A 19,120-nucleotide genomic window follows, 5' to 3' on the forward strand; every position below is an offset into this window, starting at 1 on the left:
GTGGCGCGCTCGCCGAGTAGAGAGGGAGAGAGAGCGATGAAGCGTGGGCACAGCGATCACGGCGACGAGCAGCTGCCGAAACGACGGGTGCACGTCGTCGCCGCCGCGATCTACAACGGCGATGAGCGGGTGTTCCTCTCCCGTCGCCCCTCCTACGTCGACCAGGGCGGGCTGTGGGAATTTCCCGGCGGTAAATTGCATCCGCACGAGACCGGTCTCGAAGCGCTGAAGCGCGAGCTCAACGAAGAGTTGGGCATCCACGTCAAGCGCGCGCAGCCGCTGATCCGGGTGCATCACGAGTACACCGACAAGCACATCCTGCTGGACGTCTGGGGCGTTCGCGATTTCGAGGGCGAACCTTACGGGCGAGAGGGGCAGGTCGTGCGCTGGGTGCCGGTGGCCGAGCTCGGACGCTACAACTTTCCCGCCGCCAACCTGCCGATCATCAAGGCGGTAGCGCTGCCGCATGCCTACATGATCACCGCCGACCAGGCCGACGAGACGCGCTTCGAGACCGATCTAGCGGCCGCGCTCGAGCGCCATCGGCCAAAGTTGGTGCGGCTGCGCGATACCGCGCTCGACGCCGAGGCCTACGCCGCTCGTGCCGAGCGGGCGGTGGATATCTGCCGTCGGGCCGGCGCTCAGCTGATGCTCGGGCATAGGGGAAGCGACGTGGAGGCGATGGTCGCGCTGGTCGAGCGTTTGGACGCCGGCGGACTGCACTTGGGCAGCGATCAGCTCGGCGTGCTGGAGCGCCGACCGCTGGAGGGTTCGCGCTGGCTTGGAGCGTCGGTGCACGATGCAGCTGGCCTTGCGCAGGCCGAGCGCCTCGACTGCGATTTCGCGGTGCTTTCCCCGGTGCGTGCCACTGGCTCCCATCCGGACGCGCAGCCGCTGGGGTGGCATGGTCTGCAGCAGATGATCGAACACGTTCGGTTGCCGGTGTTCGCTCTGGGGGGCTTGGGGCTCGAGGATATCGACCACGCCCGAGGGGTAGGCGCCCAGGGGGTGGCGGCTATCTCGGCTTTCGAGCGCTAGAGCGCAGTTTCCATTCACGTGGGATCGTTCGAAGAAGGCGGCGCCGATCGATGGCGCCGCCTTCTTCGTTCGCGGTGAGGGTTTCCCGACGCCGCGCTAGCGTCGCTCCTGCTCGCGTTCGAGTTGCTCCAGCATCGCGTCGATGTCGGTCTCGTCCAGCGCCATCTCCCCAGGGATACGATGACTTTCACTCGCCCAGGCACCCAGGTCCAGCAGCTTGCAGCGCTTGGAGCAGAAGGGGCGGTAGGGGCTCTGTTCGTTCCAGGGAACCTGGGTGGCGCACTGGGGGCAGGCGACCTTGAGGGAGTCGCGAGGTTCTGACATGGAATGACTCCTTTGCGCATGTATCGCGATTGGGGTGGATCGATCGAGGCGCGAGCCGCGGGCGGACTCTCGATATTGGGGCGAAGACGGCGGTGGTCAATTCCCGCAGGCGGCGCGTTGGTGTGCAAGCTGTCGATAGAAGGCGTCCAGTTCGGCGACTCGCCGCTCGGTCGATACCTTGTCGAGGGAATTGTCGATCATCTCATCACTGCGAGCCAGGCGTTCGGCACGCGGCATCTGCGCGCGTAGAATCGCTTCGGCCTGGGCGAGCTCGCCGCCATCGCGTGCCAGCACGCGCTGCAGCTGCAGCGCTTCGGGGACGTCCACCACCAGTATCCGATCGACCACCTTGGCGTAGCGATCGGACTCGAGTAGCAGCGGTACCACCAGCAGGCGGTAAGGGCCCTCGAGCGTCTCGAGCCGTTCGAGCATGCGCGCATGGATCAGCGGATGCATCCGGGACTCCACCCAGCGCCGTTCCTCGGGCGCGGCGAAGATTCGCTGGCGCAGTGCGGCGCGATCGAGCCGGCCCTGGCGGTCGAGAATCCGTTCACCATAGCGTTCCACCAGGGCGTCGAGCATCGGTTCTCCTGGCTCGACCACCTCCCGGGCGATCTGGTCGGCGTCGACCGATGCAATGCCGCGCTCAGCGAAAAGTCGAGTGACGGTGCTCTTGCCCGAGGCGATGCCGCCGGTTAGGCCGATGGTCAGCATGATAGCGCTCCGTGCCGGGGCGTGGATGACGAAAAAGTTCAATACTCGCCGCCGAGGTCGAAGACTGGCAAGTACAGTGCGACCACCAGGAGGCCGATGACCAGGGTGAGCAGGGTCATGACGATTGGCTCGAGCAGCAGTTCCAGCCGCTCCAAGCGTCGCTCGAGCCTTTCCCGCTCGAGGTCTGCCGCGTGACCGAACGCCTCGGCCAAGCGGCCGGAGCGCTCTCCGTTGGCGACCAGGGCCGCGAGCAGCGCACCGAAGGCGCGCTCAGCGCGCATCGCCACGCTCAACGGTTCGCCCTCGGCGACTCTAGAGGCGACTCTCTTCAACGGCAGCGTCCCCTGCGGGGTCGCGATCAGCTCCAGCGCTACGTCCAGGGCCAGCCCGCTGCCCTGGGCGAGTGCCAGGGCCTCCAGGATACCGACTTTGTCGCTCGATTGAAGCAGCGGTCCCAGCAGCGGTAGCCAGCGGGCAAGCCGCGCACTATGTCGTCGTGCGGCGATCCAGCTCGCGATGAGTGCGAGCACGGCGATGAGGCACGCTTCGAGCCGTGCACTGAGTCCTGCGGAGAGGGCGAACAGCACCTCGGTGGGCAAGGGGAGGTGCGCTGCATCGTCGGCATAGAGCGCGGCGAAAGTCGGCACGATCTTGATCAGCATTACCGCCATCAAGCCTGCCGCGAGCACGGTCACCATCGCTGGGTAGCGCAGAGGCGCCGCGAGTCGGCGGCCGAGTCGGGCGCGTGCGTTGAGATGTTCCGCGAGGCGGGCCAGCACCGTCGCCAGTTTGCCACTATGTTCACCCAGGCCGATCAGCGCGGTGCCGAGCGGCGCGTGGAGCGGCAAGGTGGTGGTGCCGAGCGCGGCCGAGAGGGAGTGCCCCTCGGTGATCGCAAGGCGAAGCGTCGACCAGTAGTGGTGTTCCTCCGCGGTCTCGGCATTTTCGGCAAGCTGCTCCAGGGCGTCGAGCAGGCCGATGCCCGCCTGCAACAGGCCGGATAGCTGCATCAGGCGCAGCGCCAGGTGCTCGGGACCCAGGCGTTTCGTCCTCATGCGTAAGCGTCGCAGCCGTCGAACGATCAGTCCTCGCGCCGCGAGCTCGGTGTGGGCCTGGTGCTTGGTAGGGGCATAGAGCCGGCCGGTGCGGTGATTTCCGTCCTCATCCGTCGCCTGCCATTGCCACAGTCGCTGCTCAGAGCGCACGTTCCAGCGCCTGCCTCGAGATCAATCCCTGCGCCACCTTGTAAAGCCCGGCACGGCGCAGGCCATCGACGTCCTCCGCGTCCGAGCGGTCGATCGGGCGCGAGAGGACTTCGAAGATGGCGATACGGCCCGCATGTCCATTGTGGCAATGTCGACAGCCTCGGGCGACGTGGGGGGAGAGCGTATCCGCGGCGAGACCTAGTTCCATCGCCAGGGTGGCTTTCTGCGCCGATGGCGCAGGGACGCGACAGGCGGGACAGAGCGTGGGTACGAGGCGCTGCGCGATCACCAGGGTCACGCACTCGGCGAGATCGCGTTCGTCGGCGCCTAGATGCCCCAGCCGGGCAAGGCTCGCTCTGGCGCTGGCGGCGTGCACGGTGGCGAGAACCAGATGGCCGGTGCGGGCGGCCTTGAGCGTGATCTCGGCACTCTGGGGGTCGCGAATCTCACCGATCATCATCACGTCGGGGTCCTGGCGCAGGAACGCGCGCAGTGCAACGGCGAAGTCCAGCCCTATGCGCGGCTCTATCTGCAACTGCTGCACGCCGGGCAGGCGGTGCTCGACTGGCTGCTCGGCGCTGACCACATGGCGCCGCTGCCGATCGATGTGCATCAGTGCGCTGTAGAGAGTGATCGTTTTGCCGCTTCCCGTCGGCCCGCAGACCAGGATCAGCCCGCGGGCGGCTTCCAAGGCGCGTTTCAACGCTGCCAACGGCAGCGGATCGAGGCCGAGTTCGTCGAGGGAGAGCGCCTGGTAGGGCGCATCCACCAGGCGCAGGGATGCCTTCTCCCCTCGTACGGTAGGCAGCGTGGCAAGCCGGAAGGAGAGGGTGTAGCGATCCTCCAACGAGATGCTCAGGCTGCCGTCCTGGGGTAGCCGCTGCTCGCCGACATCGAGGCCGGCGAGCAGCTTGAGTCGCATCATGCAGCGCTCGCCCAGTGCCGCAGGGAGCCGCTCGAGCGTGCGCAGTTCGCCATCGACGCGGATTCTCACCGTGAAGCGCTCGCCTTCGGGCTCGAAGTGCAGGTCGGAGCCGCGCAGGCGCACGCAGGCCTGGGCGAGGCGTCGCAGGCAAGCATCGGCCGAGGTATCGCTGTTCGATGGTGCCGGGCGTTGGTCCGCGTGAGCCAGATAGGCTTCCAGCAGCTTCGCCAGCTGCCGCGGTTCGGCGAGGCGCGGCACGATCACGCGCGCGCAGGCGAAGCGTAGCTCATCGAGCTGGTCGAGGCAGGCGGCGCTGGCCACGGCGACACTGAGCCTGCCTGCCTCTTCATGCAACGGAAGGACGCCGATACGGGCTAACAGCCGGATCGGCAGGCCGGCGCAGGGCAGGCTGGATATCTCGATGCCATCGAGATCGACCGGCTCGAGAAGTTCGGCCGGCGCTGCCGGACAGGCTTTTTCGTTCATCGCTGGATGCTCCAGGTGATCGTCAATGCTCACCGTGTCGAATACCACGGCACCGAAGCTATCGGCCGCGGCCGACGGCTTTATAGGGGGTCAAGTCGCCGGTGCAAGTGGACGTTATGCGCTGAGAGGGGCGAGCGCCGCTCGCTTGGATCGGGACGGAGGCAGGATGGACGAGAAACCGGCTGAGGCGATGAATGTGGCGCGAGGCGCTCCGCGAGCGCATGCGCAGGGCGGATTCACGCTGCTCGAGATGATGGCGGTGGTGGCGATCGTCGGGGTGCTGGCGGCGGTGGCGATCCCTCGCTACCAGCTCTATGTCGCACGCTCCCAGGTCTCCTCCGCGAACATGCTGCTGAGGGCCCAGCAGGTGGGCGTGGAGGATCTGCTGCTACGCGGCCAGGAGGTGGATCTGGCGGCGCTGGGCTATTCGGGCGACTCGGTCGTCCATGCCCATGGCAGCTGGAGCGTCGAGGCGGATGGCACGTTGCGCTACCGATTCGGTACTGGCGCCTCACCGCTGCTCGCCGGTGAGGGGGTGGAGCAATGGCTGCAACTGCAGCCGGGCGCTGGTCTCGAGGGGTGGCGCTGCCTGGCGTCGGCTGCGCTGGAGCCGACGCTGCTGCCTCCCGGTTGTTCGCTTTCCAGCGGCGGCTAGTACAGTGCGCGCTCCTCCTCGATCACCTCCTTGAGCAGGGCGAGGAACAGTTTGTCGGCGGGAGAATGCTGGGACTCCCGAGTTGGAATCTTGACGCTGGTGGTGGAGGAGATCTCCTCGGCGATCCGCTCCGCTGCGTCTTTTTCTCCGCTGTGGCGTCTTGCGATCTCCAGGGCGGTGGGCAGGATCGAGGGATCGTAGAGGAGCTTCTTGATGAAACCGCGCAGCTCCTTGATGACCCGGGCCTGCTGCATTTCGCTGGATGTCGTCATGGGGTGCTCCTGTGGCATGTCCGGCGGCGGCCAAGGCGTGAAATGAAGACGAAGCGCCGCGAGTGGGGAAAGGGTGCAATGGGGCGATTATGGTCGGTTTGGGCGGTCAAAACATCCTAGTCCGACGCACGCCAGCATCTGATCTCGCCCAGCCAGTCGAGATCGTCAGCCAGCGACGCCAGTCGAGCGACGTCCGACGGTGACATCTCGCGGCACAGATAGAGCTCGATATCGATGCGCCGCAGGCCGTCGCAGGGCGATGTGCGATAGTGAAGCGCCATGTCCAGGCGGCGGGACCACGCCTCGATGCCCTGCCAGTGCGCGTCGAGCAGTCGCTCCACCTCGCCTCGAAGCGGAAGGGGCCTTGCTTGGCGTCTAAGGCGCTCATCGCCATCGTTCTCGGGGTCGATGTGAAAGGTGACATCGCGCAGGGTAGCGAAACGCTGGCGCAGGTGGCGGGTGACGGTGTTGCCGATTTCATGGGCTTCAGAAACCGTGAGCCGCGGTGCCACCAGCAAGTGCACGTCTAGCGCTGTATCGGCGCCGATGCGCCTGGCGCGAAGATCGTGAAGGTCGCGCAGTTCTGGAATCTCCAGCGCGCAGCGGCGCAGGCGCTCGGTCTCCTCTTCCGGCAGGGCGGTGTCGATCAGTTCTCGGCTTGCGCCGCGGAGCGTGTCGAAGCCGATCTTGCCGACCAGGATGGAAACCGCTATGGCGGCGAGTGGGTCGAGCCAGTAGAAGCCGAATTGGGCACCGGCGAGCCCGATCAGCACGATCAGCGAAGAGAGCGAGTCGCTGCGTGAGTGCCAAGCGCTCGCCTCCAGCAGCGGTGAACGCTGGCGTCGAGCCACGCGCAGCGTCCAGCGAAACAGCGCCTCCTTGACCAGCATTGCCAGCAGGGTGACGCCGATCGCCCAGTGTCCGGCGTTCAGTGCCTCGACCGAGAACAGCCGCAGCACGCTTTCCCATGAGACTGCGCCGGCGACGACCAGCAGCACGATGCCGAGCCAGAGACTCGCCATCGTCTCGATCCGGCCATGTCCATAGGGATGGCCCCGGTCTGGCGCGCGTCGGCCGAAGTGTGTAGCGATCAGCACTATCAGGTCGGTGAGCAGATCCGCAAGGGAGTGGATGCCGTCCGCGACCAGCGCGCTCGACAGGGTGAGCGTGCCGACGATGATCTTCAGCGCGGCCAGCCCCGCGTCGATGAGGACGGTAGTCAGGTTGACGCGCTGTGCCTCGCGACGTTGCGCTGATGCTGTGCTGCTCGAGGATTGAGAGGGCATGGGGATCGCTGATTGGCGGGCTCGACTGGAATTCTGTGCGGATGGCGTGATGAAGGCAAACGCCCCTCGGTGGCCCGCTGGTCGAAGGCTTATCGCTTTTTATCCGGGGGCGGATCGATCCTGTTCGAAAAGCACCGCCGCCCCTTGTAGACTTCGCAGCATGATCCGGTTCGTCGCAGCCGCGTTGTCGCGCGCGCCGTGCGTGCGATACGGCGTCCCTATGGTGTCGCATATGGTGTCGAAGGAAACGTTCACGCCGTGATGTCCCCCTTTTCGTGGCTACGCAATCTCTCCAATCCCTTGACCCACCAGGCCGGATTCGGACCGGTGCTGCGTATCATTGCGGTACTGCTATTGGTACTGGTGGTGATGATGGCGCTGCCGCTGGCGGTGCTCGCCCTCGAGCGCGACCCCGACATTCGCGCCTTCGCCACCTCGATCCTGATTACCCTCGGCGTATCCGGGCTGCTGCTGGTGCTGACCCGGGACTCCGGTTTCGAGCTGCGCCCGAGGCAGATGTTCATCCTCACGGTGATGAGCTGGGTGGTGTTCGCCGGCTTCGCCAGCCTGCCGATGATGCTCGGCTCCCCTCAGCTGTCGATCGCCGATGCGGTGTTCGAGGCAGTCTCCGGGGTTACCAGCACCGGTGCCACGGTGATCGTCGATCTCGATACCACCTCGGATGGAATCAAGCTCTGGCGGGGGCTTTTGCAGTGGATCGGCGGGGTCGGGATCATCGTCATGGCGATCGCGATCCTGCCGTTTCTCAAAGTTGGCGGCATGCGCTTGTTCCAGACCGAATCCTCGGCCTGGACCGAGCATATCGTGCCGCGTGCGGGGGGCATGGCGAAGTCGATCTCGATGGTCTATCTGGGCCTGAGCGCGCTGGCGATGCTCTCCTATTGGCTCCTGGGGATGCGCCCGTTCGATGCCGTCGTCCACGGCATGACCTCGGTATCGACGGGGGGCTTCGCCAACTACGACGAGTCTTTCGGCATCTACGCTTCGCGCCCGGCGATCCTCTGGGTGACGGTGCTTTTCATGCTCAGCGGCGCGTTGCCATTCGTACTCTACGTGCGCTTCATCACCCAGCGTTCAATGGCGATCTGGCGCGACCAGCAGGTGCGTGGATTCTTCACCATCCTGCTGGTGGTGATCGCGATGATGACGCTGGAGCGGATGCTCCATCGCCCCGGGCCTTTCTGGCCGGCCCTGACCGAGATCACCTTCAATGTCGTTTCGGTGATCACCACGACTGGGTACGCCACCTCGGATTACAACCACTGGGGCACCTTCGCGGTGAGCGTGTTCTTCTACCTGCTGTTCATCGGCGGCTGCTCGGGGTCGACCACCGGCGGGATGAAGGTGTTTCGCTTCCAGGTCGGATTGGTGATGCTGGTCAATCAGCTGCGTCACCTGGTCCACGCCCAGGGCGTGTTCGTCCAACGCTACAACGGCAGGCCGTTGACCGACGACATCGTCCGCGCGGTGGTGGCCTTCTCCTCGTTTTTCTTCTTCACCGTATCGGCGCTGTCGGTGGCGCTTTCGTCCCTCGGCCTCGACATGGTCACCTCGCTCAGCGCCTCGGTCTCGATGCTCGGTAATACCGGGCCGGGCCTTGGGGAGCTGATCGGGCCCGCGGGCAACTACGCCGGGATGCCCGAGGCCGCGAAGTGGCTGCTCAGCTTCGCCATGCTGCTCGGGCGGCTCGAGATACTCACCGTACTGGTGCTGCTCACGCCGGCCTTCTGGCGCAAGTGACTTGGTCGCGGGGCAATCGCAGAGGAAGGAAATGCGCCCTCGAAGGCTCGAGGGCGTAGGGGTCAGGCGTCGAGCAGGATGGGAGCGCGGCAGTTGATCACTGGATTGGCATACTGACGCAGCCACCAGGGGCGGAGCTCCTCGGGGACCTCGGCAAGGCGTGCCTCGAAGCGGTTGCGATCCGCCGAAGTGACGTCGTCGAGCTCGAGCAGCTCGGGATGCTCGCCTAGCTTCTCGAGCGCAAGGAAGTGCGAGGGATAGAGCTGGTAGCCCTCGAGCACCTGGCGGTCGATCTCCTCGGTGAGTGCTTCGATGCTGTCGAAGTCACCGCCGTTGAGCGCGGTACCGAAACGCAGGTTGACCCGCCCCTTGTCGCCGACGATGCCGGCGGCGATCGAGCGCATGTCCTCGAAGGCCAGCTTCTGGTAGCGGCCGTCGCTTTCGGTGGCGGCCAGCTCGCGGGCCTTCTGTACGTCGCAGGGGTCGTACTCGTAGCTGATCGATACCGGCACGACGTGCAGTCCGGCGATGATCTGCGCCAGTGGCGCATCGCGATTCTCGGCGCGCTTGGCCATGCACAGCATCTTGATGATCGCCGGGTCGGTGCGGTCGATGCCGTTCTTGGCACGGCCCTGCCGCTGGGCCATCCACACCGAGTGGTTGTCGATCTCGATCGAGTGTTGGATGTACTCGGACAGCAGCTGGAACGCCTTGATCATCTCACGTTTGCCGGTGGACGAACGTGGCACGATGAAGCTCTTGTTGAGCCGCATCAGGTCGGAGACATAGGGCTTTTCGAGCAGGTTGTCGCCGATCGCGATCCGCACCGTGTTGCGGTTGTGCAGATAGAGGGCGAAGTTGACGAAGGCCGGGTCGAGCGAGATGTCACGGTGGTTGCCGATGAACAGATAGGCCTGGTCGTCGTCCAGCGCTTCGAGGCCATGGATCTCCAGGCGATCCACCGTGCGCTCGATCATGTGCTCCATGTAGTCGGCGATGTGGCGCTGGAACTCGGTGATCGAGTGTATGCCGCGCATGCGCCGGCGCAGACCGTAGCCGATCAGCGCCCGGGTCAGCCAAGGAGCGACGGCGTCCAGGCGTGGGAGCCTGAAGCGAGCGATCGCGGCTTGGAATTCATCGTCGTGAGAGAGCCGGCTGAGGACGCTCGCCACCTCATCGTCTTGGTAGGGGCGCAGCGCCGAAAAACGGTCGGTGACCGTATCCGCGGGCGTGACGGGTGTCATTGATTGAAAATCACGGTGATTGATATGTTCATTTGGATGCATCAAGCCTCGACGGCCTCGTCCTGATGCCAGGGTGCGGGGCCGGTTTCCACCTCGCCCCCGAGCCACTCGATCAGCCGTTCGGAGAGTGCCGCCAGGGTGCTGGCCATCAGCGCGAACTCGGTCTCCAGACGTTCGACCGGATCGTCGCCCCGTACCTCGTCATCGGCCTGGTCGAGCAGCTGATCGTCGAACTTCAGGCTTTTCAGCGCAAGGTCATCCTGCAGCGTGAACGAGAGCTGGCCCTCCAGGCTCAGCGCCAGGCGGCTGACCTGGCGCCCGGCCGCCAGCGCGGTCTGGATCTCTTCGCCGTCGAGGTCGATGGCGCGCGCGCGCAGCACGCCATCGTCATCGCCGCGCAGCTCGACGGCATCACCCAGCAGCAAATCCTGAGGCCTGCTCGCTGGCTTTCGCAGCCATTCGGTGAGGGTCTTCGCCGGCGGTCGCTTGACCGACAGCGGGGTGACCTTGAGCGAGCCCAGCGCTTGACGCAGCAGGTCGATCATCTCTTCGCCACGCTTGCGGCTGGCGCAGTCGATCCCGATCAACGAGCGCCGGGTGTCCCACCACAGATCGATGTGTCCGCTGCGGGTGAACGCACGGGGCAGCAGTTCCTCGACCACCTTTTCCTTCAGCGCCTGCTTCTCGCGCCGGGGCGGTGCGAAGCCGTTGGCGGCCTCGAACGCTTCGCAGCGCTCCTCGAGCTCTTCGGCGACCACCGCGTTGGGCAGCAGGCGCTCCTGGCGGCGCAGCCTCAGCAGGCGGTGTCCTTCCAGTTCGTGAACCAGCCGCTCGCTTGCGCGGCCCGCGGGGGCGCCGAAACCGATGCGCTTGGCCTCGAATCGGCCGACCGGACGGAAAGCCAAGACCGCCAGGGCGTCTTCGAGGGCCTGCTGGCTCAACGATGCCTGATCATGCACTCGGTAAAGGTGTAAATGCTTGAACCACATGGGGTGTCCATCCTTTTAATCCGGCCATTATGTCGAAACCCGCTTGGTGGTGCTAGGGCGGCGGGGTAATTGACCATCGCACCGGATGCGCGCCGGCGCCGATCGCAGGGGCCTGGCGCGCAGCCCGGCGAGGAGCGCCGCGGAGCCGCACTGCGGCGTCTGGCGAGGCGGGCGGCGTGGCACGATTGTGGTACACTCGACGGATTCCGAAGACACCTCGTTGCCGTGGGCGCGAGAGTCCCGCGCGGGCTGCGTTTGCCTGCCAGCGAGGTCGCTTCGGGCGCTCGTAAAAGTCAAATCAGGATTGAACGACCCATGGGTGAGATCGCCAGAGAGATTCTGCCAGTCAACATCGAGGACGAGCTCAAGCAGTCGTATCTCGATTACGCGATGAGCGTCATCATCGGTCGTGCTCTTCCCGATGTGCGTGATGGTCTCAAACCGGTGCATAGGCGCGTGCTCTATGCCATGCACGAGCTCAAGAACGACTGGAACCGCCCCTATCTCAAGTCGGCCCGCGTGGTCGGCGACGTGATCGGTAAGTATCACCCGCACGGCGACAGTGCGGTCTACGATACCATCGTGCGCCTCGCGCAAAGCTTCTCGATGCGCTATATGCTGGTCGACGGCCAGGGCAACTTCGGCTCGATCGACGGCGACAGCGCGGCGGCGATGCGTTACACCGAAGTGCGGATGTCCCGGCTCGCCCACGAGCTGCTGGCGGATCTGGACAAGGACACCGTCGACTGGGTCGATAACTACGATGGCTCCCAGCGTATTCCCGAAGTGCTGCCGACCCGGGTGCCGAACCTGCTGGTCAACGGCGCCACCGGCATTGCGGTGGGTATGGCGACCAACGTGCCGCCGCACAACATGGGCGAGGTCATCGACGCCTGCCTCGCACTGATCGAAGATCGCCACCTGTCGATCGACGAACTGATGGAGTTCATCCCCGGCCCCGATTTCCCCACCGCGGGGATCATCAACGGCCGTGCCGGTATCCTCGACGCCTACCGCACCGGCCGCGGGCGAATCTACGTGCGGGCGCGCCACACCGTCGAGCACGACGAGAAGACCGGGCGCGATCACATCATCGTCACCGAGCTGCCCTACCAGGTGAACAAGGCGCGGCTGATCGAGAAGATCGCCGAGCTGGTCAAGGAGAAGCGGGTCGAGGGGATTGCCGAGCTGCGCGACGAGTCCGACAAGGACGGTCTGCGGGTCGTGATCGAGACCAAGCGCGGGGAATCCGGCGACGTAGTGGTCAACAACCTCTTCTCGCTGACCCAGCTGGAGAGCGTGTTCGGGATCAACATCGTCGCGCTCGACAACGGTCAGCCGCGTACGCTCAACCTCAAGCAGGTGCTCGAAGCCTTCCTGCGCCACCGGCGCGAGGTGGTTACCCGGCGCACCCTGTATGAACTCAACAAGGCCAAGGAGCGCGGTCACGTGCTCGAGGGCCTGACCGTTGCGATCTCCAACATCGACCAGGTGATCGAGCTGATCCGCGCCTCGAGCTCCGCTCAGGAGGCGCGCGAACGCTTGGTGGCGCGCAGCTGGCCGCCCGGCCAGGTGCTCGACATGCTCGAGCGCGCCGGCAGCGTCAGTTGTCAGCCGGAAGGGCTCGATGACTCCTTCGGTCTCTCCAAGGATCGCGGCGAGTACCGTCTCACCGAGACCCAGGCCCAGGCGATCCTCGATCTGCGGCTGCATCGACTGACCGGGCTCGAGACCGAGAAGCTGCTCGAGGAGTACAAGTCGGTACTGGAGAAGATCGCCGAGCTGACTCGTATCCTCGCCTCGCCCGACCGGCTGATGGAAGTGATCCGCGAGGAGCTGACGGCGATTCGCGACCAGTACGGCGATGCCCGGCGCACCGAGATCCAGGTCAGCCGGCGCGACCTGACCATCGAGGACCTGATCAACCAGGAAGACATGGTGGTCACCATCTCGCGCTCCGGCTACGCCAAGACCCAGCCGCTCTCCGACTACCAGGCGCAGAAGCGCGGTGGGCGGGGCAAGTCGGCGACGGCGATGAAGGACGAGGATGTGATCGAGCATCTGCTGGTCGCCTCGACCCACGATACCGTCCTGCTCTTCTCCGACCGTGGCAAGGTCTATTGGCTCAAGGTCTACGAGGTTCCCCAGGCGAGCCGCGGATCGCGTGGCCGGCCGCTGGTCAACCTGCTTTCCCTCGACGAAGGGGAGTGGATCACTGCGATCCTGCCGGTGCGCGAGTACCGTGCGGACAGCTACATCTTCTTCGCCACCGCCAACGGTACGGTCAAGCGCACTTCTCTCGACCAGTTCTCGCGGCCGCGCTCCGCCGGCCTTATCGCGCTGGATCTCGACGAGGGTGATCGCCTGGTCGGCGCTGCGATCACCACCGGGCACGACCACGCGATGCTGTTCTCCTCCAATGGCAAGGCGATCCGCTTCGATGAGAACGACGTCCGCGCGATGGGTCGGACCGCACGCGGGGTGCGCGGCATGCGCCTGCTCGATGGCGCCAAGGTGATTAGCCTGATCATCCCCAGCACCACCGAGATCGATGAGTCCGCCGATAGCGATCTCGAAACCGGCGAACCCGCGGACGGCACCGGTGCGGACCAGGTCTACATCCTCACCGCCTCCGAGAACGGCTTCGGCAAGCGCACCCGGCTCGAGGAGTTCCCGCTGCGCGGGCGCGGCGGCCAGGGCGTGATCGCGATGCAGACCAGCGAGCGCAACGGTGCTCTGGTCGCGGCGATCCAGGTCGGCGAGAACGACGAGATGATGCTGATCACCGATCGAGGCACCCTGGTGCGCACTCGGGTGGTGGAGATATCGCGCAGTTCCCGTAACACTCAGGGTGTTACCCTGATCCGCACCGCCGAAAACGAAAGCCTGGTCGCCACCGTGCGCCTCGACGACGAGACCGACGTCGACGCCGAGGATGCTGATGTCGACGAGGATGCACCGGAGAGCGGGGCGGCTCCCGGTGACGAGCCCAACGCCTGACATCAGCGAAGATCATGAGCCGACATTTCAACTTCTGTTCCGGTCCCGCCACGCTGCCGCTCGAGGTGCTCGAGCGGGCGCGCGAGGAGCTCGTCGACTACCAGGGGCGCGGCCTCTCGGTGATGGAGATGAGCCATCGCGGGGATGATTTCATCGAGATCGCAGCGCGTGCCGAGCGCAACCTGCGCGAGCTGCTCTCGATCCCCGAGGGCTATCGCGTGCTGTTCGTGCAGGGCGGCGCGTCGACCCAGTTCTCCTGCGTGCCGCTCAACCTGCTCGGCGGCGGCGGCACCGGCAACTATCTCGACAGCGGCGTATGGGCGAAGAAGGCGCTGGCGGAGGCGCGGCACCTGGGTGGGGCCCACGTGGCCGCGAGCACTGCTGACCTTGGCTATCGTCGTGCGCCCGCCCAGGGCGAGATCGTGCTCTCCCCGGATGCGGCCTTCCTGCACTACACCGATAACGAGACCATCGGTGGCGTGGCCTACGACTACCTGCCGGAGGCCGGCGACGTGCCGCTTGTCTGCGACATGTCCTCGTCGATCCTTGGCCGTGAGATCGATGTCTCGCGTTTTGGCGTGATCTACGCCGGCGCGCAGAAGAACATCGGTCCAGCCGGGCTGACCGTGGTGATCGTGCGTGATGACCTGCTCGATCGCGCGCGGCCCGAGACCCCGCAGATGCTCAGCTATCGGCAGGCCGCGGACCACGGTTCGATGCTCAATACGCCGCCGACCTATGCCTGGTACCTGTGCGGCCTGGTGTTCGAGTGGTTGAAGGCTCGTGGCGGCGTCGCCGCGATCGCTGAGGTGAACCGGCGCAAGGCGGCCAGGCTCTATGCGGCGATCGACCAGAGCGAGTTCTACTCCAATCCGATCGAAGCGGGCAGCCGCTCGGTGATGAACGTACCTTTCCGGCTTCGTGACGAATCGCTCGACCAGCGCTTCCTCGCCGATGCCGAGGCCGCTGGGCTGCTTTATCTCCAGGGACACCGTAGTGTCGGTGGGATGCGAGCGAGTATCTACAATGCCATGCCCGAAGAGGGCGTCGAGGCGCTGATCGATTTCATGGACGGCTTCGCCCGTCGCCACGGGTGACCGAGCGGCGCGACGGAAACGCCGCGCCGTGTTCGAAGGCTATCGCACATACGGACCAAACCATGTCAGAAGAGCGTTGTGCCCCTGGCGTTTCGCCGCACGATCTCGGTCGAGACATCGAGCAGCTGGAGAGTCTCGACGAACTGCGACAGCGCATCGACCAGATCGATACCGAGCTGCTCGGTCTGATCAGCGCTCGGGCGCGCTGCGCCCAGCAGGTCGCGCGGGTCAAGCTCAGCGACGATGCCAATGCGGTGTTCTATCGGCCCGAGCGTGAGGCCCAGGTGCTGCGCCGGATCATGGCGCTCAACCCCGGGCCGTTGGCCGCCGAGGAGATGGCGCGGCTGTTTCGCGAGGTGATGTCCGCCTGCCTCGCCCTGGAGCGGCCGATCCAGGTCGCCTACCTGGGGCCGGAGGGCACCTTCACCCAGCAGGCCGCGCTCAAGCACTTCGGCGATTCGGCCAGTACCCAGCCGATGCCGTCGATCGATGACGTGTTCCGCGAGGTGGAGGCGGGCGCGGTCAACTACGGAGTCGTGCCGGTGGAGAACTCCACCGAAGGGGTGGTCAACCACACCCTGGATACCTTCATCGGTTCCGCGCTCAAGATATGTGGCGAGGTGGTGCTGCGGATCCACCATCACCTGATGGTCGGCCAGAATACCCAGCGCCAGAAGATTTCTCGGATCTACTCTCACCCTCAGTCGCTGGCCCAGTGTCGGAAATGGCTCGACGCCCACTACCCGATGGCCGAACGGGTCGCGGTCTCCTCCAATGCCGAGGCGGCGCGGCTGGTCAAGACCGAGTGGCACAGCGCTGCGATCGCCGGCGACATGGCGGCTCGGCGCTATGGGCTGGAGATCATCGCTGAGAAGATCGAGGACCGTCCGGACAACTCGACCCGCTTTTTGATCATCTCCACCGATGACGTGCCGCCATGCGGCAACGACAAGACCTCGCTGGTAGTGGCGATGCGCAACCAGCCCGGCGCGTTGCATGCGCTGATCGAGCCTTTCCAGCGCCACGGGATCGACATGACCCGGCTGGAGACCCGCCCTTCGCGTACCGGGGTGTGGAACTACGTGTTCTTCATCGACCTCAAGGGGCATCGCGAGGATCCCGTCGTCGCGGCGGCGCTCGAGGAAGTGCAACTGCGCGCCGCCGAACTCAAGGTGCTCGGCTCCTATCCGGTGGGCGTACTCTGAGATGACCTCGAAGGTACAGGCGCCGCGCTGCACCGCGGTGGTCGGGCTGGGGATGATCGGAGGCTCGATCGCCGCGGGGCTCAAGCAGGCAGGGTGGGGCGGCGAGGTGCTCGGTTGCGATCTCGATCCCAGCGAGCTTGCGCAAGGATTGGCGCTGGGGGTGATCGATCGCCAGGCGAGTCTCGAGACCGTCGCGCGCGATGCCGACCTGATCGTGCTCGCGGTGCCGGTACTGTCGATCCACCGGGTGCTCGAACGACTCGCGCCGCTGCTGGCGAAGCGCCAGTCTCCCCCCGTGGTGACGGATGTCGGCAGCGTCAAGCGCCGGGTGCGCGAGGCGGTGGTGGCGGTATGCGGGAGCATGCCGGGCTGGCTGGTGCTTGGCCACCCGATCGCTGGTGCCGAACGCAGCGGCGTGGCCGCGGCCAATCCCGCGCTTTACCGCCAGCACCGGATCATTCTCACTCCCGAGGCGGATACCTCACCCGAGGCGCTGGCGCTGGTGCGGGCAATGTGGCAAAAGCTCGGTGGCGAGCTGCTCGAGATGAGCGTCGAGCGCCATGACGAAGTGCTCGCGCGCACCAGCCATCTGCCGCATCTGCTCGCCTTCTCGCTGGTCGATACCCTGGCACTGCAGGACGAGCGGCTCGAGATATTCCGCTACGCGGCCGGCGGCTTTCGCGATTTCACCCGTATCGCAGGTTCCGATCCGGTGATGTGGCGCGACATTTTCATCGGCAATCGTGACGCGGTGCTGCATGCGCTCGACGAGTTCGAGGCGGGCGTGGCGCGATTGCGCCACGCGGTCGAGGCCGGCGACGGTGAGGAGATGCTGGGCATCTTTACTCGCGCGAACCATGCGCGGCACTATTTCCAGACTTTGTTGAATCAGTCGAGTTACCAAGCGAGCTATCACCACATGGAACAACGCAACGTGCGCTATCGCGCTGCCGCCGGCGGTCGTGTCGAAGGCCGCATCCGAGTCCCTGGCGACAAGTCGATGTCGCATCGCTCGATCATGCTCGGTGCCCTCGCCGAGGGCGAAACCAGCGTCGAGGGCTTCCTCGAAGGCGAGGACAGTCTCGCTACGCTACAGGCATTTCGCGACATGGGCGTGGTGATCGAGGGGCCCGAGCAGGGGCGGGTGCGGATCCACGGCGTCGGCCTGCATGGCCTGCGCAAACCGGCCGGGCCGCTCTACCTGGGCAATTCAGGCACCGGCATGCGGCTCTTTTCCGGCCTGCTGGCCGGCCAGGCCTTCGATACCGAACTCACGGGCGACGCTTCCCTGAGCAAGCGCCCGATGAATCGCGTCGCCGATCCGCTGCGGCTGATGGGGGCGGTGATCGAGACCGGCGATGGCGGCCGCCCGCCGCTCAGGATCAAAGGCGGTCAGCGGCTGCACGGCGTCGACTATGACATGCCGATGGCCAGCGCCCAGGTGAAGTCCTGCCTGCTGCTTGCTGGCATGTATGCCGAAGGCGAGACGCGGGTGCGCGAGCCTGCACCTACGCGGGATCACACCGAGCGGATGCTCCAAGGTTTCGGCTATCCGGTTTCGCGCGAAGGCGCCGTGGCCTCGATCCGGGGCGGCGGACGCCTGAGCGGTGGAAAGATCGACGTCCCCGCTGATATCTCTTCCGCGGCCTTCTTCCTCGTGGCCGCTTCGATCACCCCGGGAGCCGACCTGGTGCTCGAGCACGTCGGCATCAACCCCACCCGGATCGGGGTGATCAACATCCTGCGCGAGATGGGTGCCGACATCACGCTGCTCGACGAACGCGAAGTGGGCGGCGAGCCGGTCGCCGACATTCATGTGCGCCACGCCGAGCTGCACGGGATCGATATCCCGCAGGACCAGGTGCCGCTGGCGATCGACGAATTTCCCGTGCTATTCGTCGCCGCCGCCAATGCGCAGGGCACCACCCGGCTGCGGGGCGCAGAGGAGCTGCGGGTCAAGGAGTCCGACCGGATCCAGGCGATGGCCGACGGCCTCACTGCCCTCGGCGTCGTTAATCGCGTGCTGGAGGACGGTATCGACGTGGTCGGTGGCCCCTACGGCGGCGGTAGCGTCGACAGCCTCGGCGATCACCGGATCGCGATGGCGTTCACCGTGGCCGCGCTGCGTGCCACTGGCGACATCGTGATCGACGACTGCGCCAATGTGGCGACCTCGTTTCCGAACTTCGAGGCGTTGACCAAGCAGGTCGGCATGCGCCTTCAGGTCGAGGTCGAGCGGGCATGAGCGATGCGCCGGTGATCACCATCGACGGGCCGGGCGGCGCGGGCAAAGGCACCGTCTCTGCGTTGATCAGCGAGGCGTTGGGCTGGCACCTGCTCGACTCCGGCGCGCTCTATCGCTTGACCGCGCTGGCCGCGAATCGTAAAGGCGTGGCGTTGGATGATGAGCCTGCGGTGGCGGCACTCGCCGAATCGCTGCCGGTGGCGTTCATCGCCGCCGAGGGAGGGGCGCGTATCGAGCTCGCCGGGGTTGAAGTGAGTCAGACGATCCGCAACGAGCAGGTCGGTGCCGATGCCTCGGTGATCGCCGCGCTGCCGAGCGTGCGCACCGCGCTGCTGGCGAGGCAGCGGGCATTTCGTCGGGCGCCGGGGCTGGTCGCCGATGGGCGCGACATGGGCACGGTGGTGTTCCCCGATGCGCCGCTGAAGGTTTTCCTGACCGCCTCAGCCGAGGAGCGGGCCCGTCGCCGGTATGGTCAGTTGCGGGAAAATGGTGGTTCTGCTACGCTTCAGAGCCTTTTGGAAGAGATCAGGGTTCGGGACGAACGTGATCGGAATCGCGCCGTTTCTCCGCTCAAGCCGGCGGCGGATGCGATAACGATCGACAGCACCGAACTCGAGATTCCAGAAGTAGTCGCCCGCATCAGGGCACTGCTCGCCGAACGGGGGCTTTGAGCC

The 19,120-nt window shown here is 65.7% G+C and carries 16 protein-coding genes; 8 read left to right on the forward strand and 8 right to left on the reverse strand.

What is annotated here, in order from left to right; translation table 11 throughout:
• Positions 1-36 precede the first annotated feature (36 nt).
• On the forward strand, positions 37-1,038 hold the full coding sequence (locus A5892_RS08815) for a Nudix family hydrolase (RefSeq protein ID WP_190295671.1): 1,002 nt from the start codon (positions 37-39) through the stop codon (positions 1,036-1,038).
• A 96-nt stretch (positions 1,039-1,134) separates the two neighbouring features.
• Here A5892_RS08815 and yacG read toward each other — a convergent pair whose 3' ends face one another.
• From yacG to A5892_RS08835, 4 genes are all read right to left on the reverse strand, one after another.
• Positions 1,135-1,362, reverse strand: coding sequence for a DNA gyrase inhibitor YacG (gene yacG, locus A5892_RS08820; protein ID WP_064122492.1), 228 nt, complete (start codon positions 1,360-1,362; stop codon positions 1,135-1,137).
• Positions 1,363-1,458: 96 nt separating this feature from the next.
• Positions 1,459-2,076: a dephospho-CoA kinase gene (gene coaE / locus A5892_RS08825; protein WP_064122493.1), complete on the reverse strand. Its 618-nt coding sequence runs from the start codon at positions 2,074-2,076 to the stop codon at positions 1,459-1,461.
• A 38-nt stretch (positions 2,077-2,114) separates the two neighbouring features.
• Entirely contained in the window at positions 2,115-3,131 is a 1,017-nt protein-coding gene (locus A5892_RS08830; protein WP_150123514.1) for a type II secretion system F family protein, read from the reverse strand.
• 139 nt (positions 3,132-3,270) lie between these two features.
• A complete protein-coding gene (locus A5892_RS08835; RefSeq protein ID WP_064122495.1) occupies positions 3,271-4,692 on the reverse strand; it encodes a GspE/PulE family protein in 1,422 nt (473 codons plus the stop codon).
• A 166-nt stretch (positions 4,693-4,858) separates the two neighbouring features.
• Here A5892_RS08835 and A5892_RS08840 point away from each other — a divergent pair, with 166 nt between their 5' ends.
• Entirely contained in the window at positions 4,859-5,347 is a 489-nt protein-coding gene (locus A5892_RS08840) for a pilin (RefSeq protein ID WP_064122496.1), read from the forward strand.
• Here A5892_RS08840 and A5892_RS08845 read toward each other — a convergent pair.
• Positions 5,344-5,619 carry a hypothetical protein gene (locus tag A5892_RS08845; protein WP_064122497.1) on the reverse strand — a complete coding sequence of 92 codons (276 nt, stop codon included), beginning with the start codon at positions 5,617-5,619 and terminating at the stop codon, positions 5,344-5,346. The two genes, A5892_RS08840 and A5892_RS08845, sit on opposite strands and share 4 nt — an antisense overlap.
• A gap of 116 nt (positions 5,620-5,735) precedes the next feature.
• Entirely contained in the window at positions 5,736-6,905 is a 1,170-nt protein-coding gene (locus tag A5892_RS08850; RefSeq protein WP_064122498.1) for a cation diffusion facilitator family transporter, read from the reverse strand.
• Positions 6,906-7,166: 261 nt separating this feature from the next.
• Here A5892_RS08850 and A5892_RS08855 point away from each other — a divergent pair, with 261 nt between their 5' ends.
• Entirely contained in the window at positions 7,167-8,666 is a 1,500-nt protein-coding gene (locus tag A5892_RS08855) for a TrkH family potassium uptake protein (protein WP_064122499.1), read from the forward strand.
• A 62-nt stretch (positions 8,667-8,728) separates the two neighbouring features.
• On the opposite strand, the gene A5892_RS08860 is transcribed toward A5892_RS08855, so the two are convergent.
• Both A5892_RS08860 and A5892_RS08865 read right to left on the reverse strand, forming a co-directional pair.
• The gene (locus A5892_RS08860; protein ID WP_064122500.1) at positions 8,729-9,910 is read right to left on the reverse strand and encodes a 1-acyl-sn-glycerol-3-phosphate acyltransferase; all 1,182 of its coding nucleotides are present in this window, start codon (positions 9,908-9,910) and stop codon (positions 8,729-8,731) included.
• Between the two features lie 41 nt (positions 9,911-9,951).
• A complete protein-coding gene (locus A5892_RS08865) occupies positions 9,952-10,899 on the reverse strand; it encodes a recombination-associated protein RdgC (RefSeq protein ID WP_064122501.1) in 948 nt (315 codons plus the stop codon).
• 315 nt (positions 10,900-11,214) lie between these two features.
• On the opposite strand from A5892_RS08865, the gene gyrA reads away from it, so the two are divergent.
• The 5 genes from gyrA (at position 11,215) to cmk (ending at position 19,117) form a co-directional block, all read left to right on the forward strand.
• On the forward strand, positions 11,215-13,899 hold the full coding sequence (gene gyrA, locus A5892_RS08870) for a DNA gyrase subunit A (RefSeq protein ID WP_064122502.1): 2,685 nt from the start codon (positions 11,215-11,217) through the stop codon (positions 13,897-13,899).
• 14 nt (positions 13,900-13,913) lie between these two features.
• On the forward strand, positions 13,914-14,996 hold the full coding sequence (serC, locus tag A5892_RS08875; RefSeq protein WP_064122503.1) for a 3-phosphoserine/phosphohydroxythreonine transaminase: 1,083 nt from the start codon (positions 13,914-13,916) through the stop codon (positions 14,994-14,996).
• A gap of 62 nt (positions 14,997-15,058) precedes the next feature.
• Positions 15,059-16,201, forward strand: a complete 1,143-nt coding sequence (pheA, locus tag A5892_RS08880; protein WP_082890347.1) for a prephenate dehydratase — start codon at positions 15,059-15,061, stop codon at positions 16,199-16,201.
• A gap of 1 nt (position 16,202) precedes the next feature.
• Positions 16,203-18,446 carry a bifunctional prephenate dehydrogenase/3-phosphoshikimate 1-carboxyvinyltransferase gene (locus A5892_RS08885; RefSeq protein ID WP_064122504.1) on the forward strand — a complete coding sequence of 748 codons (2,244 nt, stop codon included), beginning with the start codon at positions 16,203-16,205 and terminating at the stop codon, positions 18,444-18,446.
• Positions 18,443-19,117, forward strand: coding sequence for a (d)CMP kinase (gene cmk, locus A5892_RS08890; protein ID WP_064122505.1), 675 nt, complete (start codon positions 18,443-18,445; stop codon positions 19,115-19,117). The genes A5892_RS08885 and cmk overlap by 4 nt, the downstream gene beginning before the upstream one ends.
• The last annotated feature ends 3 nt before the right edge of the window (positions 19,118-19,120 follow it).

Origin of the sequence: Halotalea alkalilenta, from assembly GCF_001648175.1 — a bacterium.
In the GTDB taxonomy this organism is placed as follows: domain Bacteria; phylum Pseudomonadota; class Gammaproteobacteria; order Pseudomonadales; family Halomonadaceae; genus Halotalea; species Halotalea alkalilenta_A.

Bases quoted from the DNA above. Each gene is read 5' to 3' on its own strand.
- A5892_RS08815 (WP_190295671.1), top strand. From the start codon at position 37: ATGAAGCGTGGGCACAGCGATCACGGCGACGAGCAGCTGCCGAAACGA.
- yacG (WP_064122492.1), bottom strand. From the start codon at position 1,362: ATGTCAGAACCTCGCGACTCCCTCAAGGTCGCCTGCCCCCAGTGCGCC.
- coaE (WP_064122493.1), bottom strand. From the start codon at position 2,076: ATGCTGACCATCGGCCTAACCGGCGGCATCGCCTCGGGCAAGAGCACC.
- A5892_RS08830 (WP_150123514.1), bottom strand. From the start codon at position 3,131: ATGAGGACGAAACGCCTGGGTCCCGAGCACCTGGCGCTGCGCCTGATG.
- A5892_RS08835 (WP_064122495.1), bottom strand. From the start codon at position 4,692: ATGAACGAAAAAGCCTGTCCGGCAGCGCCGGCCGAACTTCTCGAGCCG.
- A5892_RS08840 (WP_064122496.1), top strand. From the start codon at position 4,859: ATGGACGAGAAACCGGCTGAGGCGATGAATGTGGCGCGAGGCGCTCCG.
- A5892_RS08845 (WP_064122497.1), bottom strand. From the start codon at position 5,619: ATGACGACATCCAGCGAAATGCAGCAGGCCCGGGTCATCAAGGAGCTG.
- A5892_RS08850 (WP_064122498.1), bottom strand. From the start codon at position 6,905: ATGCCCTCTCAATCCTCGAGCAGCACAGCATCAGCGCAACGTCGCGAG.
- A5892_RS08855 (WP_064122499.1), top strand. From the start codon at position 7,167: ATGTCCCCCTTTTCGTGGCTACGCAATCTCTCCAATCCCTTGACCCAC.
- A5892_RS08860 (WP_064122500.1), bottom strand. From the start codon at position 9,910: ATGACACCCGTCACGCCCGCGGATACGGTCACCGACCGTTTTTCGGCG.
- A5892_RS08865 (WP_064122501.1), bottom strand. From the start codon at position 10,899: ATGTGGTTCAAGCATTTACACCTTTACCGAGTGCATGATCAGGCATCG.
- gyrA (WP_064122502.1), top strand. From the start codon at position 11,215: ATGGGTGAGATCGCCAGAGAGATTCTGCCAGTCAACATCGAGGACGAG.
- serC (WP_064122503.1), top strand. From the start codon at position 13,914: ATGAGCCGACATTTCAACTTCTGTTCCGGTCCCGCCACGCTGCCGCTC.
- pheA (WP_082890347.1), top strand. From the start codon at position 15,059: ATGTCAGAAGAGCGTTGTGCCCCTGGCGTTTCGCCGCACGATCTCGGT.
- A5892_RS08885 (WP_064122504.1), top strand. From the start codon at position 16,203: ATGACCTCGAAGGTACAGGCGCCGCGCTGCACCGCGGTGGTCGGGCTG.
- cmk (WP_064122505.1), top strand. From the start codon at position 18,443: ATGAGCGATGCGCCGGTGATCACCATCGACGGGCCGGGCGGCGCGGGC.